The organism is Sphingobium sp. LF-16, assembly GCF_003711185.1.
GTDB classification, from domain to species: Bacteria; Pseudomonadota; Alphaproteobacteria; order Sphingomonadales; family Sphingomonadaceae; genus Sphingobium; species Sphingobium yanoikuyae_A.
This window is the reverse complement of sequence record NZ_CP029335.1, coordinates 4,432,514-4,446,972: the sequence shown is the minus strand read 5'-3', so window position 1 is coordinate 4,446,972 and position 14,459 is coordinate 4,432,514. Positions and strand designations below refer to the sequence as shown.

17 protein-coding genes are annotated in these 14,459 nt (G+C 64.3%); 14 read left to right on the top strand and 3 right to left on the bottom strand.

Going from position 1 to position 14,459, the window contains the following annotated elements:
• Positions 1-7: 7 nt before the first annotated feature.
• The gene (locus tag DIZ22_RS20960; protein WP_048936341.1) at positions 8-1,336 is read right to left on the bottom strand and encodes an aromatic acid/H+ symport family MFS transporter; all 1,329 of its coding nucleotides are present in this window, start codon (positions 1,334-1,336) and stop codon (positions 8-10) included.
• Between the two features lie 125 nt (positions 1,337-1,461).
• Positions 1,462-2,385: a LysR family transcriptional regulator gene (locus DIZ22_RS20955; RefSeq protein ID WP_122928718.1), complete on the bottom strand. Its 924-nt coding sequence runs from the start codon at positions 2,383-2,385 to the stop codon at positions 1,462-1,464.
• A gap of 111 nt (positions 2,386-2,496) precedes the next feature.
• On the opposite strand from DIZ22_RS20955, the gene DIZ22_RS20950 reads away from it, so the two are divergent.
• The 13 genes from DIZ22_RS20950 to rlmJ all read left to right on the top strand — a co-directional run bounded on the left by DIZ22_RS20950 (position 2,497) and on the right by rlmJ (position 13,673).
• A complete protein-coding gene (locus tag DIZ22_RS20950) occupies positions 2,497-3,654 on the top strand; it encodes a muconate/chloromuconate family cycloisomerase (protein ID WP_048936339.1) in 1,158 nt (385 codons plus the stop codon).
• A gap of 5 nt (positions 3,655-3,659) precedes the next feature.
• Positions 3,660-3,950, top strand: coding sequence for a muconolactone Delta-isomerase (gene catC, locus DIZ22_RS20945; protein WP_037511893.1), 291 nt, complete (start codon positions 3,660-3,662; stop codon positions 3,948-3,950).
• A gap of 38 nt (positions 3,951-3,988) precedes the next feature.
• Positions 3,989-4,915: a dioxygenase gene (locus tag DIZ22_RS20940; protein WP_048936338.1), complete on the top strand. Its 927-nt coding sequence runs from the start codon at positions 3,989-3,991 to the stop codon at positions 4,913-4,915.
• A gap of 26 nt (positions 4,916-4,941) precedes the next feature.
• Positions 4,942-6,291 carry a Rieske 2Fe-2S domain-containing protein gene (locus DIZ22_RS20935; RefSeq protein ID WP_080993509.1) on the top strand — a complete coding sequence of 450 codons (1,350 nt, stop codon included), beginning with the start codon at positions 4,942-4,944 and terminating at the stop codon, positions 6,289-6,291.
• Positions 6,288-6,803 carry a benzoate 1,2-dioxygenase small subunit gene (gene benB / locus DIZ22_RS20930; RefSeq protein ID WP_048936336.1) on the top strand — a complete coding sequence of 172 codons (516 nt, stop codon included), beginning with the start codon at positions 6,288-6,290 and terminating at the stop codon, positions 6,801-6,803. The genes DIZ22_RS20935 and benB overlap by 4 nt, the downstream gene beginning before the upstream one ends.
• 11 nt (positions 6,804-6,814) lie before the next feature.
• The gene (gene benD / locus DIZ22_RS20925; protein WP_048936335.1) at positions 6,815-7,600 is read left to right on the top strand and encodes a benzoate diol dehydrogenase BenD; all 786 of its coding nucleotides are present in this window, start codon (positions 6,815-6,817) and stop codon (positions 7,598-7,600) included.
• Positions 7,601-7,613: 13 nt separating this feature from the next.
• The gene (locus DIZ22_RS20920; protein WP_122928715.1) at positions 7,614-8,321 is read left to right on the top strand and encodes a CoA transferase subunit A; all 708 of its coding nucleotides are present in this window, start codon (positions 7,614-7,616) and stop codon (positions 8,319-8,321) included.
• Positions 8,321-8,968: a 3-oxoacid CoA-transferase subunit B gene (locus DIZ22_RS20915; protein WP_048936333.1), complete on the top strand. Its 648-nt coding sequence runs from the start codon at positions 8,321-8,323 to the stop codon at positions 8,966-8,968. The genes DIZ22_RS20920 and DIZ22_RS20915 overlap by 1 nt, the downstream gene beginning before the upstream one ends.
• 14 nt (positions 8,969-8,982) lie before the next feature.
• Positions 8,983-9,300, top strand: coding sequence for a 2Fe-2S iron-sulfur cluster-binding protein (locus DIZ22_RS20910; RefSeq protein ID WP_048936332.1), 318 nt, complete (start codon positions 8,983-8,985; stop codon positions 9,298-9,300).
• A 2-nt stretch (positions 9,301-9,302) separates the two neighbouring features.
• Positions 9,303-10,073: a 3-oxoadipate enol-lactonase gene (gene pcaD / locus DIZ22_RS20905; protein WP_048936331.1), complete on the top strand. Its 771-nt coding sequence runs from the start codon at positions 9,303-9,305 to the stop codon at positions 10,071-10,073.
• A 5-nt stretch (positions 10,074-10,078) separates the two neighbouring features.
• On the top strand, positions 10,079-11,281 hold the full coding sequence (gene pcaF, locus DIZ22_RS20900) for a 3-oxoadipyl-CoA thiolase (RefSeq protein ID WP_048936330.1): 1,203 nt from the start codon (positions 10,079-10,081) through the stop codon (positions 11,279-11,281).
• Complete coding sequence (locus DIZ22_RS20895; RefSeq protein ID WP_048936329.1) at positions 11,281-12,531, top strand: FAD-dependent oxidoreductase; 1,251 nt, start codon at positions 11,281-11,283, stop codon at positions 12,529-12,531. Before pcaF ends, DIZ22_RS20895 begins: the two co-directional genes overlap by 1 nt.
• A 311-nt stretch (positions 12,532-12,842) precedes the next feature.
• Entirely contained in the window at positions 12,843-13,673 is an 831-nt protein-coding gene (gene rlmJ / locus DIZ22_RS20890; protein WP_048936328.1) for a 23S rRNA (adenine(2030)-N(6))-methyltransferase RlmJ, read from the top strand.
• A 306-nt stretch (positions 13,674-13,979) separates the two neighbouring features.
• On the opposite strand, the gene DIZ22_RS20880 is transcribed toward rlmJ, so the two are convergent.
• Positions 13,980-14,168, bottom strand: a complete 189-nt coding sequence (locus DIZ22_RS20880) for a hypothetical protein (RefSeq protein ID WP_048936327.1) — start codon at positions 14,166-14,168, stop codon at positions 13,980-13,982.
• Here DIZ22_RS20880 and DIZ22_RS20875 point away from each other — a divergent pair, their 5' ends adjacent.
• Positions 14,169-14,381, top strand: a complete 213-nt coding sequence (locus DIZ22_RS20875; protein ID WP_048936326.1) for a hypothetical protein — start codon at positions 14,169-14,171, stop codon at positions 14,379-14,381. It abuts the gene before it with no gap.
• Positions 14,382-14,459: the final 78 nt, after the last annotated feature.

Below are 14,459 nucleotides of genomic sequence, written 5' to 3'. Positions count from 1 at the left end.
GGTCCGATCACACCGCCAGGGCGTAGTTTTCTCGGGCAACCTGCTGGCGACGGCTCAGCATGAAGACCAGGGTGGCCAGCACCGAGACGAGGCCCGGAATGGCGAAGGCGACGAAATTGAGCGTCATCGGCAGTTGCGCCGCAAGCAGCACGCCGCCCAGCATCGGCCCGACGATCGCGCCGACCCGGCCCATGCCCGATGCCCAACCAAGTCCAGTCGAGCGGACCGAGAGGTCATAGAAGTCGGCGACGCTGGCATAGAGCAATATCTGCGTGCCGGTGGTGCCGGCGCCGGCAACGAAGATCAGCAGATAGAGGATCGGCATCGGCCCGTTGAGGCCGAGCAGGCTGATGCAGATCGCGCCGAGCAAGAAATAGGCGATGACCACCTGGGGCAGGCCGAACCGGTCGGCGAGGCGTCCGCCCGCGATCGCGCCGAACATGCCGCCGAAATTGAGCGCCAGCAGGAAGGACAGGCTGGAACCCAGACTGTATCCGGCACTGCGCATCAGCTGCGGCAGCCAGGAGCCGAGCGCATAGACCATGAGCAGGCAGCAGAAGAAGCAGAGCCACATCGACAGCGTGCCGAGCGTGCGATTGTGCTGGAAAAGGGCGGCGATGCTGGTCTTGGCGGCAGCGCCCTGCGGCTGGATCAGCGGGCCGTCGAGGCGCTGGCCAGGCGACAGCCGCTGAAGGATGGCGCGGGCCTGTTCCTGGCGCCCCTGACGGACCAGGAAGCCGGCCGATTCCGGCAGGCCGCGCAGGACGAGCGGCAGGAAGACGAGCGGCACGGCGGCGGCGAAGAACATCGCCTGCCAGCCGAATAGCGGCAGCAGCCAGATGCCGAGGCCCGCAGCCGCCATGCCGCCCACGGCATAGCCGCTGAACATCAGCGCGACGAGCGTGCTGCGCATCCGCTTGGGCGCATATTCATTGGTCAGCGCCACCGCATTGGGCATCAGCCCGCCACAGCCGAGGCCGGCGAGAAAGCGCAGCGCGCCGAACATGGTCGGCGTCGTGGCGAAGCCGTTGACGAAGGTGGCGGCGCTGAACAGTGCGAAGCAGATGGTGATGCAGGTCTTGCGGCCGATTCGGTCACCCAGAGGACCGAAGAAGAGGGCGCCGGACATCATGCCGAACAAGGCCCAGCTGGCGAGCGACCCGGCCTGTGGGGCGCTAAGTCCCCATTGATCCATCAACTGTGGAAGGACGACTCCGTAAATGAAGACGTCATAGCCATCGACTATAAGCAGGATGGCACAAGCAATGATGATCTTGAGATGTAGGTTTCCGAATCTGGCTTCGTCGATGTGACGATTTATATCGATACCCTGCATATCGATTCCTCTCCCTTATTGATGGGTATGATTTGCCGGGAAAGTGAAGGACATGCAGGGCAGCGCCAAATACCAATTAAGTCCCGTTGAAATACGCTACGGGTATGGCGGGCGCTTCGGTGGCTTCAAAGCTCCTCGGTCAGGGCGGCTGGCACCTCATAGCCCCATTGCGCATATTGGCGCGCGATCACCGACGCCATCAGCGCCAGTTCGGGCGAACGGTCGCCGGGGCGGTGGCTCATGATGATGGGAGAGGTGGCCGGCTCGATCAGGTCGCGAAAGGCGACATCGTGGCTGCGGGCGCGATGGACCGATTCGGGGACGATCGCCATCCCCTCCTGCGCCGCGACCAGGCCGATGGCGATCTGCAGTTCGCGCGCCTCATGGACGATGCGCGGTTCGATCGCATGGTCGCGGAACAGTGATATGACCTGGTCGGCATAGCTGGGGCGTGGCGCGCGCGGATAGATGATCTGCGGTTCTTCGGCCAGGTCGCGGATCGAGATCGGTCCTTCGCCGCGGGCCAGCGGGTGGTCCATCGGGAAGGCGGCGACCATCTTCTCGTTGCGCAGGATGATACGACGGACGGCAGGATCCTCGAACCGGATGCGGCCGAAGCCGACATCGATGCGTCCGTCCTTCAATGCTGCAATCTGTTCCAGCGTGGTGCTTTCCACCATGACCAGCTCGACATTGTCGGCGACCTTGCGAAATTCGCGGATCAGTTCGGGCAGGCGGGCATAGATGGTCGAGGCGACGAAGCCGATCACCAGCCGGCGGCGCTGGCTGGCGGCGGCGGTCTTCACCATTGTCTCGACATCCTCCATCCGCGCCAGCAACTGCAGCGCCTGGGCATGGAGCAGGCGCCCGGCATCGGTCAGCCGCAGCGGGCGGCTGGCGCGGTCGAGCAATGGCGCGCCGACATGCGCCTCCAACTGCTGGATCGCACGCGACAAAGGCGGCTGGGCAATATGCAGCCGGTCGGCGGCGCGGTTGAAATTGCCTTCGTCGGCCACCGCCACGAAATAGCGCAAGAGGCGCAGGTCCATCACTGACTTATACCTCCAGAGTATGGTCCCTTGACCGCATTGATCTTTGAAACCGGCGCGGACGAGGCATAGCTATCCCATGAAACGTAAGCATTTGGGAGAGTCGCCGCAATGGCTGGATTGAGCCACGCCGATACCTTCATCGTCGATGTGCCGACGATCCGCCCGCATGTTCTGGCGATGGCGACCATGCACGCCCAATCGATGGTGATCGTCCGCCTGACCGATGCCGACGGTATCGAGGGGGTTGGCGAAGGCACCACGATCGGCGGCCTCAGCTATGGCGAGGAAAGCCCCGAAAGCATCAAGTCGGCGATCGACACCTATATCGTCCCGGTTCTGGAAACCTGCGACCTGGCGCAGGTCGGCGCCACCATGGCCAAGGTCGCCCGCTGCGTGCGCGGCAATCATTTCGCCAAATGCGCGGTCGAAACCGCGCTGCTCGACATGGCCGGCAAGCGGCTGGGCATCGCCGTGTCCGAACTGATCGGCGGTGGCCGGGTGCGCGACAGCCTGCCCGTGGCCTGGACGCTGGCCAGCGGCGATACCGCGCGCGACATTGCCGAGGGCGAGGAGATGCTCGACCGCCGGCGCCATCGCATCTTCAAGCTGAAGATCGGCAAGCGCGAAGTGCGCGACGATGTCGCCCATGTCGGCGCCATCTGCAAGGCGCTGGGCGACCGCGCCAGCGTGCGCGTCGACGTCAACCAGAACTGGTCGGAGGCGCAGGCCAAGATCGGGATGGCCATGCTGCATGATGTCGGCTGCGACCTGGTCGAACAGCCGATCGCTGGCGACGCGATCGCCGCGATGGCGCGCCTGTCGAAGAACCAGCCAGTGCCGCTGATGGCGGACGAGGCATTGAATGGTCCGCGCAGCGCGATGCGGATCGCTTCGGCCCATGCCGCCAGCGTCTTCGCGCTCAAGATTGCCCAGTCGGGCGGCCTGTTCGCCGCGGCCGACGTCGCCGCGATCGGCGCGGCGGCCGGCATCGGCCTTTATGGCGGCACGATGCTGGAGGGCGGTGTCGGCACGGTCGCGTCGGCCCATGTCTTCGCCACCCTGCCGGACCTCGCCTGGGGCACCGAATTGTTCGGTCCGTTGCTCCAGACCGAGGATATTTTGCGCGATCCGCTCGGCTATGCCGACTTCTCGCTCGCCGTGCCGACCGGGCCGGGCCTGGGCATCGCCTTTGACGAAGACAAGCTCGCCTTCTTCCGGCGCGATCGCACGTCGCCGATCCTTCACGCTGTTACCGCAGGAGCCTGAAACCCATGCTGTTCATGGTCGAAATGGACGTCAACATCCCGCTGGATTTCGATGCGGCGGAAGCCGCCCGGATCAAGGCGGCGGAAAAGGCCTATTTCCAGACGCTGCAGGCGGCCGGCACCTGGCGCCATATCTGGCGCAAGGTCGGCCTCTATTCCAACGTCTCGATCTTCGATGTGGAGAGCAACGCAGCCTTGCACGACACGCTGATGGCGCTGCCGCTCTACCCCTTCATGACGATGAAGATCACGCCGCTCTGCCGCCATCCGTCCTCGATCCATGAGGATGATCGCTGATCGTCCGACACAGACCGCAAAGCTTAGGAGAGAAAAATATGGGTACCAGCTTCGTAGAAACACCGGAAATCCAGAACCTGCTCGACCGTGTCGCGGGTCTGGATTGCGACGGTGGCAACGCCCGCATGAAGGGCATCGTTCGCGACCTGATCCAATCCTGCATGATCGTCATCGCCCGCTATGATGTCAGCGAGGATGAGGTGTGGAATGCCGTCAACTTCATGCAGGGCGCGGCGGGCGCGGGCGAACTGGGCCTGCTGATGCCGGGCGTCGGCCTGGAGCATTTCATCGATCTCTACATGGATGCCAAGGATGCCGAGGCCGGCAAGTCGGGCGGCACCCCGCGCACGATCGAAGGGCCGCTCTATGTCGAGGGCGCGCCGATCGTCGAGAGCGGCGCCTATCTGACCGACGATGCCGACGATACCGACACGCTCTACATGACCGGCCGCATCATCGGCCCCGATGGCGAGGCGGTGACGGACGGGTTGGTCCATGTCTGGCATGCGGACTCGCACGGCTTCTATTCGCATTTCGACCCGACCCATGAACAGACGCCGTTCAACAATCGCCGTCGCCTCAAGATCGCGGCCGATGGCACCTATGCCTTCTCGTCGAAGATGCCGAACGGCTATTCGGTGCCGCCGGGCGGCGCGTCCGACACGCTGATGAAAGCGCTCGGCCGGCACGGCAATCGCCCCGCCCATGTGCATTTCTTCATCGAGGCGCCGGGCTATCGCCGCCTGACCACGCAGATCAATTTTGGCGATGATCCGTTCGCTGCCGACGATTTCGCCTTCGGCACCCGTGAAGGGCTGCTGCCGGTGCCCAACCGGCAGGGCGACAGCGCGCATATCGCCTTCGATTTCCATCTGCAGCGCGCGGACGATGAGGGCGACGAGGCCTTCTCGACCCGCAAGCGCCTGGTGGTGGATGCCGACGAACCGGTCACAGAGCCGGCCTGAGAGGAGAGAGGATCATGACCAGCCCCATGGCTTTCCTGCGCGACCGTGTTGAAACCGCGGTCGTGGACGATCCGGAAACCGGCATCTTCCGCTGCCGCCGCGACGTCTTCACCGACCCGGAACTGTTCGATCTGGAGATGAAATATATCTTCGAGAGCAACTGGGTCTATCTGGCCCATGAGAGCCAGGTCGGGAAGAAGAACGATTACTTCACCACCTGGATCGGCCATACGCCGGTGATCCTGACGCGGGCCAAGGATGGCGGCCTCAATTGCGTGGTCAATGCCTGCGCTCATCGCGGCGCCAAGCTGTGCCGCCGCAAGCGTGGCAACCAGCCGCTCTTCGTCTGCCCCTTCCACGGATGGAGCTTCAAGACCGACGGCAAACTGCTGCGCGCCAAGGATGCCAGCACCGGCGCCTATCCCGACAGTTTCGACCATGAAGGGTCGCACGACCTGACCAAGGTGCGGGTCGAAAGCTATCGCGGCTTCATCTTCGGGTCGCTCAATCATGATGTCCTGCCGCTGGAGGATCATTTGGGCGAGGCCAAGGTCATCATCGACCAGATGGTCGACCAGGCGCCCGAGGGTCTGGAAGTGCTGACCGGCAATTCCACCTACACCTTCCATGGCAACTGGAAGATGCAGATGGAAAATGGCTGCGACGGCTATCATGTCAGCTCGGTCCATGAAAATTACCAGTCGACCATGGGCCGCCGCGCCGAGGGCGGGACCAAGGCGGTCGACGCCAATGGCTGGTCGAAGGCACCGGCAAGCGGCGTCTATGGCTTCGAGCATGGTCATATCCTGCTCTGGACCCAGGTGCTGAACCCCGAGGTCCGGCCGGTCTGGAACTATAAGGACCAACTGGTCGAGCGACTGGGCGAGGGCAAGGCCCGCTTCATCCTGGAGCAGACGCGCAATCTGGCGCTCTATCCCAATGTCTTCCTGATGGATCAGTTTTCGACCCAGATCCGCGTCGTCCGCCCGATCGACGTGCATACGACCGAAGTCACCATCTATTGCTACGCCCCCAAGGGCGAAAGCGCGGAAGACCGGGCGCATCGCATCCGCCAGTACGAAGACTTCTTCAACGTCACCGGCATGGGCACGCCCGACGATCTGGAGGAATTCCGCAGCTGCCAGTCGGCCTATGAAGGCGCGGGTGAATTGTGGAATGACTTGAGCCGTGGTGCGACCCGCTGGATCGCCGGGCCGGACAGCAATGCGACCGCCATGGGCATGAACCCGCTGCTGTCGAGCGAGCGCAGCGAGGATGAAGGGCTGTTCGTGCGCCAGCATGAATTCTGGGCGCAGATCATGCTCGACGGCATGGCTCGCGAAGCCGTCACGCCGATGATGGAGGCCGCAGAATGACACTGGTTCTCGACACGGAGCGCGCGGCGCTCTCCTATCAGGATATCTGCGCCTTTCTCTATCGCGAGGCACGGCTGCTCGACGATCGCGAACTGGACGCATGGCTCGAATGCTATTCGGAACAGTGCGAATATTGGATGCCGGCCTGGACCGATGATGATGCGCTGACCACTGATCCGCACAGCGAAATCTCGCTCATCTATTATGGCAACCGCAAGGGGCTGGAGGATCGCGTCTATCGCTTGAAGACCGAACGGTCGTCGGCGAGCACGCCGGAGGCGCGCACCTCGCACTTCCTGGCGAATATCGAGGTGATCGATACGCGGAGCGATGCGATCGACCTGCGCTACAACTGGCACACGATGAGCCATCGCTACCAGAAGACGCAGCAGTTTTTCGGAACCAGCTTCGTCACGCTGGACATCAGCGGCGCGGCGCCGAAGATCCTGAAGAAGAAAATCGTCCTCAAGGACGACTATATTCATCAGGTCATCGACGTCTATCATATCTGAGGGGCCAGGCGATGATCTTCCAGGGACGCTTCGCCGGCAAGGTGATGGTCGTGACCGGCGCGGCGCAGGGTATCGGTGCCGGCGTCGCCACCCGTGCCGCGGCCGAGGGCGCCAGCCTCGTGCTGGTCGACCGGGCGGACTTCGTGACCGATGTCGAGCAGGCGATCGTCGCGGCCGGTGGCAAGGCGATTTCGGTCACCTGCGACCTTGAAACCTATGCAGGCGCGGCGCAGGCGATGGCGGCGGCGATCGCGGCGTTCGGGCGCATCGATATCCTCATCAACAATGTCGGCGGCGCAATCCGCATGCGGCCCTATGCGCAGTTCGAGCCGGATCAGATCGACGCGGAAATCCGCCGCTCGCTGATGCCGACTCTCTATTGCTGCCATGCGGTTCTGCCCGCGATGCTGGAGCAGGGCGCGGGGACGATCGTCAACCTGTCGTCCAATGCCACGCGCGGCATCCGCCGCGTGCCCTATTCGGCGGCGAAGGGCGGGATCAATGGCCTGACCCAGGCACTGGCGATGGAATATGCGGAGGCGGGCATCCGTGTCGTCGCGACCGCGCCGGGCGGCACCAGCGCGCCGCCGCGCCGCGTGCCGCGCAATGCCGAGGGCGACAACCGCCAAGAACAGGCCTGGATGGCCGAGGCGGTGGAACAGGTGACATCGTCGGCCTTCATGAAGCGCTACGGCACGCTGGACGAGCAGATCGCCCCCATCCTTTTCCTCGCCTCCGACGAGGCCAGCTATGTGACCGGATCGGTCCTGCCCGTTGCGGGCGGCGATATCGGCTGAAGGGACTGAAGACATGCAGAAAATCTATGACAGCCCGGCGCAGGCCCTTGATGGCCTGTTGTTCGACGGGATGACGATCATGTCGGGCGGCTTCGGCCTGTCGGGCAACCCCGAAAGCCTGATCCCGGAAATCCGCGCGAGCGGCGTGAAGGATCTGACCGTTATTTCCAACAATGCCGGCGCCGACGGCTTTGGCCTGTGGATGCTGCTGGAAAGCCGGCAGGTCCGCAAGATGATCTCGTCCTATGTGGGCGAGAACAAGCTGTTCGAAAGCCAGTATCTCTCCGGCGAACTGGAGCTGGAGCTGAACCCGCAGGGCACGCTGGCCGAGCGTATCCGCGCCGGTGGCGCGGGCATCCCGGCCTTCTATACCAAGACCGGCGTCGGCACGGTGGTAGCCGAGGGCAAGCCGGTCGAGAATTTCGAGGGCGAGGATTATGTCCGCGAAACCTGGCTGCGCGCTGATCTGTCGATCATCAAGGCGTGGCGGGCCGACCCGGCCGGGAACCTGATGTTCCGCAAGACCGCGCGCAACTTCAACCCGAATATGGCGACCGCCGGCAAGGTGACAGTGGTGGAGGTCGAGGAAATCGTGCCTGAGGGCAGCTTCGACCCCGACTGCATCCATACGCCGGGGATCTATGTCGACCGCATCGTCCTTTCCACCATCAACGAGAAGCGGATCGAGAAGCTGACCGTCTGCGAAAGGGAGAGTGCATAATGGGCTGGACCCGCGACGAGATGGCGGCGCGCGCCGCGAAGGAACTGCGCGACGGCTATTATGTGAACCTCGGCATCGGTATCCCGACCCTGGTGGCGAACCATGTGCCCGAAGGCGTCAATGTCACGCTGCAAAGCGAGAATGGGATGCTCGGCATCGGCCCCTTCCCGTTTGCGGGCGAGGCGGACCCTGACCTCATCAACGCCGGCAAGCAGACGATCACCGCGCTGCCGACCAGCAGCTTTTTCTCCTCGGCGGACAGTTTTGCGATGATCCGGGGTGGCCATATCGACATGGCGGTGCTGGGCGCGATGGAAGTGGCCGCCAATGGCGATCTCGCCAACTGGACCATCCCCGGCAAGATGGTGAAGGGCATGGGCGGGGCGATGGACCTGGTCGCGGGCGTGAAGCGCGTGGTCGTGGTGATGGACCATGTGTCGAAAAATGGTAGCCCCAAGATCCTACCGACCTGCTCGCTGCCGCTCACCGGCAAGGCGGTGGTCGACCTCATCATCACCGACCTCGCCGTGATTGCCGTCGATCGGGCGAAGGGCGGCCTCACCCTTGTCGAACTGGCGCCGGGCGTCACCGAAGCCGAAGTCGTCGAGAAGACCGGCGCGCCGCTGGCGATCCTCGAAAACGCATAAGACTGGAATTTACCGTGCCCAATCTGATCGTCGTCAACCATGCGGGGGACGAAACGAGCATCGATGCCCGTGAAGGCGTGTCCGTGATGGAGGCCATTCGCGACAATGGCTTTGATGAACTGCTCGCTTTGTGTGGCGGCTGCTGCTCCTGTGCCACCTGCCATGTCTTCGTGGATGATGCATGGAGTGATGCGGTCGGCGCGGCCAGCGGCGACGAGGATGATCTGCTCGATTCCTCCGACCATCGCGGGGATCGGTCGCGCCTGTCCTGCCAGATCATGATGACGGCAGCCCTCGACGGGCTGCGCGTCGCCATCGCGCCGGAGGATTGAACATGGCCTTCACCCAGCGTGTCGGCGCCAGTCTCTATTGGAAGCGCGATGGACGGGATGACGCCCCCGCACTGCTACTGCTGAACAGCATCGGCACTGACATGGATTTGTGGGACGGCGTGCTGCCGCATTTGCGCGATCACTTTGCGCTGCTGCGGATGGACGCACGCGGCCATGGTGCATCGATCGCCGAACCGGGCGACTATTCGCTGGCCATGCTGGCGGATGATGTGCTGGCGGTGGCCGATGCGGCCGGGTTGGATCGTTTCTGCGTCGCGGGCGTGTCGCAGGGCGGCATGATCGGCATGGAACTGGCGCTGCGCGCGCCGGGGCGGATAGAAAAGCTGATGCCCATCTGCACCTCCGCGACGATGGACAGTGCCTCCTGGAATGACCGCATCGCCAAGGTGCGGGGGGAAGGGATGGCGGCGATCGCCGATCTTGCCATGGGGCGTTTCCTGTCCGACGCTGCCGAACCGGCCCTCTATGAAGCGGTGCGCCGTCAGTTGCTGGCGATGGATGCGCAGGGCTATGCCGGCTGCGGCGCGGCGATCCGGGACATGGATTTGATCGACCGGATCGGGGGCATTGCCTGTCCGACCCTGGTCATCACCGGCACGCGCGACACGTCGACGCCCTTTGAGGGGCATGGCGAGCATCTGATTGCCCGCATCCCCGGCGCGGCGCATGTGGCGCTGGAAGCCGCGCATCTTGCCCCGCTCGAAGCGCCCGAAGCGCTGGCGGGTGCTATCACCTCTTTCCTGGAAAGCTGAGACATATGGCACAGGCCTTCATCTGCGATGCCGTCCGCACCCCGATCGGCAAGCTCAACGGATCGCTCGCGACCATTCGCGCCGACGATCTGGCGGCGCTGCCGCTCAAGGCGCTGATGGCGCGCAACGGAAAGGCCGACTGGTCGGCGCTGGACGATGTGGTCCTGGGCTGCGCCAACCAGGCGGGCGAGGATAATCGCAACGTCGCGCGCATGGCGGTGCTGCTGGCGGGTATGGGTGAGGGTGTGCCGGGCGTGACCGTCAATCGGCTTTGCAGTTCGGGCCTCAATGCGCTCGGCATGGTGGCGCAAGCGATTCGCAGTGGCGATGCCGACTTCATGATCGCCGGTGGTGCAGAAAGCATGACCCGTGCCCCCTATGTGCTGGGCAAGGCTGGTAGCGCCTTTGGTCGCGATCAGAAGATCGAGGACACGACGCTCGGCTGGCGCTTCATCAACCCGGCGATGCAGGCCGCCTATGGCGTCGATACCATGCCCAAGACCGGCGAGAATGTCGCTGAGCAATGGGACGTCAGCCGCGAGGAGCAGGATCGCTTTGCCCTCGCCAGCCAGGAAAAGGCCGCGCGTGCGCAGGCGAGCGGGCGCTTCGCTGCCGAGATCGTGCCCGTTGCGATCCCGCAGAAGAAGGGCGATCCCCTGCTGTTCGAGGCGGACGAGCATCTGCGCGCCACCAGCCTTGAGGCGCTGGCCAAGCTGAAGCCGGTGGTGAAGGCTGACGGCACGGTGACGGCGGGCAATGCGTCGGGCCTGAATGACGGTGCGGCGGCGATGCTGGTCGCGTCGGAAGCGGCTGCGGTGACGCACGGCCTGACGCCGCGTGCTCGGGTGATCGGCATGGCAGCGGCCGGCATCGCGCCCCGCATCATGGGCGCCGGCCCCATCGAGGCGGCGCGCAAGCTGCTCGCCCGCAACGGCATGACTGTCGATCAACTGGATGTGATCGAACTTAATGAAGCCTTTGCCAGCCAGGCGATCGCGACGCTGCGCGACTTGGCCGTCGATCCGTTCGACCCGCGCGTCAATCCCAATGGCGGGGCGATCGCGCTCGGCCATCCGCTCGGCATGTCGGGCGCGCGCATTGCGCTGTCGGCGGTCGAGGAACTGCATCGGACCGGCGGGCGCCATGCGCTGGCCTTCATGTGCATCGGCGTCGGCCAGGGCCTCGCCGTGCTGCTGGAGCGGGTGTGATGGACCGCGCAGATATCGTCATCGTCGGGGCCGGCCATGGCGGGGCGCAATGCGCGATCGCGCTGCGCCAGAACGGCTTTGCCGGGACCATCATGGTGGTCGGCCGCGAGCCGGAATATCCCTATGAACGGCCGCCGCTGTCCAAGGATTATTTCGCGCGTGAAAAGGCGTTCGAGCGGCTGCTGATCCGTCCGCCGGCCTTTTGGGCGGAAAAGGATGTAAACTTCCTGCTCGGCACCGAAGTGACGGCGGTCGATCCGGCGGGCAAGCAACTGACGCTCTCCGACGGACGCAGCCTTGGCTATGGCAAGCTTATTTGGGCGACCGGCGGCGATCCGCGCCGGCTGACCTGCGCTGGCGCGGATCTGGCCGGCGTGCATGCGGTGCGGACCCGCGCCGACTGCGACGCGCTGATGGCGGAAATCGATGCCGGCAAGCGCGAGATCGTGGTCATTGGCGGCGGCTATATCGGGCTTGAGGCGGCCGCAGTGCTGAGCAAGATGAGCCTCAAGGTCACTTTGCTGGAAGCGCTACCCAGGGTGCTGGCGCGGGTGGCGGGCGAAGAATTGTCCGCCTTCTACCAACAGGTCCATCGCGACCATGGCGTCGACCTGCGCCTGGATGCCAGGGTCGATTGCCTGGAGGGGGCGGACGGTCAGGTGACGGCGGTGCGGCTGGCGGATGGCGAGCGCATTCCCGCGCAGGCGGTGATCGTGGGCATTGGCATCATCCCGGCGGTCGAGCCGCTGATCCGTGCCGGGGCCAAGGGCGGCAATGGCGTCGATGTCGATGCCGGGTGCCGCACCTCGCTGCCCGACATCTATGCCATCGGCGACTGCGCCGCCTTTGCCTGCGACTTTGCCGGCGGGCAGGTGATGCGGGTGGAATCCGTCCAGAATGCCAATGACATGGCGACCTGCGTGGCGAAGGCGATCTGCGGCGACGAACGGCCCTATCGCGCCTTCCCCTGGTTCTGGTCGAACCAATATGATCTCAAGCTCCAGACCGCCGGGATCAACGCGGGTTTCGACCAGACAGTGATGCGCGGCACGCCCGCCGACGGCGCCTTCTCGATCGTCTATCTCAGGGACGGCAAGGTCATCGCGCTCGACTGCGTGAACAGCGTGAAGGACTATGTGCAGGGCCGCAAGCTGGTCGAGAATGACGTGCAGATCGATATCGACCGGCTTTCGGATAGCAGTGTCGCGCTCAAGGACACCGTCCGCGCGACACCGGCTGCCGTCGACTAAGTGCAGGCGATCGCCGTGCTCCCATGGCGGCGGCGGTCGCTCACGGGCCGATCATGACCATGCCAAGGGCGTGGCCACGGCACCCGATGCGGCTGTGGCCACGCCCTTATCAATCCACGACATAGGGCGAGCCTGACCTGGTTCCGAAGCCAGTTGCAGGTCTCCGCTCGCCCCTATGCGGGCACCGGATTGGTTGCTTCAATCACCTCGCATTCGGTTTGTGCGCCCGATAATATCGGCCCGGCCACAACTTCGCTTTGCAGAAGGTCCGGCAGCTCGTCTAAAGGCAGGCCGTCAGGATCTGAAACACAATGAATTATCGCCATTCCTTCCATGCGGGCAACAGCGCCGATGTGGTCAAGCACAGCCTGTTGATCGCCCTGATACGGGCCTTGCAGCACAAGCCGGGCGCGCTCACGCTGATCGACACCCATGCCGGTTGCGGCCTGTACGACCTTGGCGGCGATGCCGCTCAACGCACCGGCGAGGCGACGCAGGGCGTGCTGCGGGCCTTTGCCGACCAAAACCCCTTGCTGGACGACTATCGCGCCGCCGTGCGGGCGGTGAATGTGGGGGACGAGCCGCAGCTTTACCCCGGCTCGCCGCGGTTTCTGGCACAGCTTTTGCGCCCGCAGGATGTCCTGATCCTCAACGAGAAGCACCCGGAAGACGCTTACACCCTGCGCGGCGTGATGCGCGGGACCAGCGCTGCCGTGCATGAACGCGACGCCTACGAATTGTGGCTGGCCATGGTGCCGCCCCGCACCGCGCGCGGCGTGGTGGTGGTCGACCCGCCCTATGAGCAGACGGACGAACGCGCCCGCATCACCGCCACCCTCGCCGCCGCGCAGCGTAAATGGGCGCATGGCGTGACGGTAATCTGGTTTCCGCTGAAAGACTACGCCACGCATGCGCGGTGGAAGGCGCAGTTGCGCAAGCTCGGCATCCCGAAATTTCTGTGCGTGGAGCATTGGCTATATGATAGCGAGCAACCCGGCATCTATAACGGTGCGGGCCTTTTCATCGTCAATCCGCCCTACGCTTTCACGCAGGCATTACCGCCCATGTTGGAGGCCTTTCGCACGGCGTTGGCCCCCGAAGGGCATCGGGGCGAGATTCTCGCCGATTGGTTGAGCGACTAGGATAAGCCCAAGCCCACTCTTCCTCCAGAGCGAGCATTGCCGCGCTCCAGATTGCAGGCAGACTGGATCGGGCTGATCGCTTCAACACGAAGTTCGCCGATCATATCGCCAAAGCCGCAGCCCGCAGGCATAAGGAGGCGGCAGAGATGATGCGCCTCCAACAGCCCATCCCTTCCCGGAATTGTGCAGCGCACAACCGCGCTTGGTTGAGCATTCCGACACCTCATCCGCTCCGCATTCCGCTAATGGAGCCGGCATGGGTGCTGCCGCGATCGCCAAGACCATGGGGATCGGTCGGGCATCGGTCTATCCGGCACTGGCTGACTGATCGGCATCCTCCGGACCCCCGTCTTCACCGCCGACGGTCGTTACCAGCATCAGGCCGGGATCATCTCGCCCGATCGTCGACCCGACATCGTCAGGCCACATCGTCATCCGCCGACCATCACCGCCCATGCTCTGGGCGACCGTCAGCGACATCATGGAGATCAGCATATGGCATCACGTTCGAAGCCGAAGGCAACGTCGGCCACCCATGCTGCTGCCCATGATCAGGGGGAGAGCGTCGCCGGGATCATCGAACATATCGATAGCGACGCCGGGGACGATGGCGAGGAAATGATGGCCGAGGACGCTGGTTCACCGCAGCCCTCCAGAACCACCCGACGGACCCCCGCCACCCGCTCCACCTGCCTCGCATCGCCTTGATCTCCATCATGACGCTCGATCCTCCGGCGTGATGATATCCCGCGCGATCACGGCAGGGACGATCGGTGGAGAACGGTT

Excerpts from the sequence above, each read along its gene's own strand:
- pcaD (WP_048936331.1), top strand. The coding sequence starts at position 9,303 with ATGGCCTTCACCCAGCGTGTCGGCGCCAGTCTCTATTGGAAGCGCGAT.
- DIZ22_RS20875 (WP_048936326.1), top strand. The coding sequence starts at position 14,169 with ATGGCATCACGTTCGAAGCCGAAGGCAACGTCGGCCACCCATGCTGCT.
- benD (WP_048936335.1), top strand. The coding sequence starts at position 6,815 with ATGATCTTCCAGGGACGCTTCGCCGGCAAGGTGATGGTCGTGACCGGC.
- rlmJ (WP_048936328.1), top strand. The coding sequence starts at position 12,843 with ATGAATTATCGCCATTCCTTCCATGCGGGCAACAGCGCCGATGTGGTC.
- DIZ22_RS20960 (WP_048936341.1), bottom strand. The coding sequence starts at position 1,336 with ATGCAGGGTATCGATATAAATCGTCACATCGACGAAGCCAGATTCGGA.
- DIZ22_RS20940 (WP_048936338.1), top strand. The coding sequence starts at position 3,989 with ATGGGTACCAGCTTCGTAGAAACACCGGAAATCCAGAACCTGCTCGAC.
- benB (WP_048936336.1), top strand. The coding sequence starts at position 6,288 with ATGACACTGGTTCTCGACACGGAGCGCGCGGCGCTCTCCTATCAGGAT.
- DIZ22_RS20915 (WP_048936333.1), top strand. The coding sequence starts at position 8,321 with ATGGGCTGGACCCGCGACGAGATGGCGGCGCGCGCCGCGAAGGAACTG.
- DIZ22_RS20880 (WP_048936327.1), bottom strand. The coding sequence starts at position 14,168 with ATGCTGATCTCCATGATGTCGCTGACGGTCGCCCAGAGCATGGGCGGT.
- catC (WP_037511893.1), top strand. The coding sequence starts at position 3,660 with ATGCTGTTCATGGTCGAAATGGACGTCAACATCCCGCTGGATTTCGAT.
- DIZ22_RS20955 (WP_122928718.1), bottom strand. The coding sequence starts at position 2,385 with ATGGACCTGCGCCTCTTGCGCTATTTCGTGGCGGTGGCCGACGAAGGC.
- DIZ22_RS20895 (WP_048936329.1), top strand. The coding sequence starts at position 11,281 with ATGGACCGCGCAGATATCGTCATCGTCGGGGCCGGCCATGGCGGGGCG.
- DIZ22_RS20935 (WP_080993509.1), top strand. The coding sequence starts at position 4,942 with ATGGCTTTCCTGCGCGACCGTGTTGAAACCGCGGTCGTGGACGATCCG.
- pcaF (WP_048936330.1), top strand. The coding sequence starts at position 10,079 with ATGGCACAGGCCTTCATCTGCGATGCCGTCCGCACCCCGATCGGCAAG.
- DIZ22_RS20950 (WP_048936339.1), top strand. The coding sequence starts at position 2,497 with ATGGCTGGATTGAGCCACGCCGATACCTTCATCGTCGATGTGCCGACG.
- DIZ22_RS20920 (WP_122928715.1), top strand. The coding sequence starts at position 7,614 with ATGCAGAAAATCTATGACAGCCCGGCGCAGGCCCTTGATGGCCTGTTG.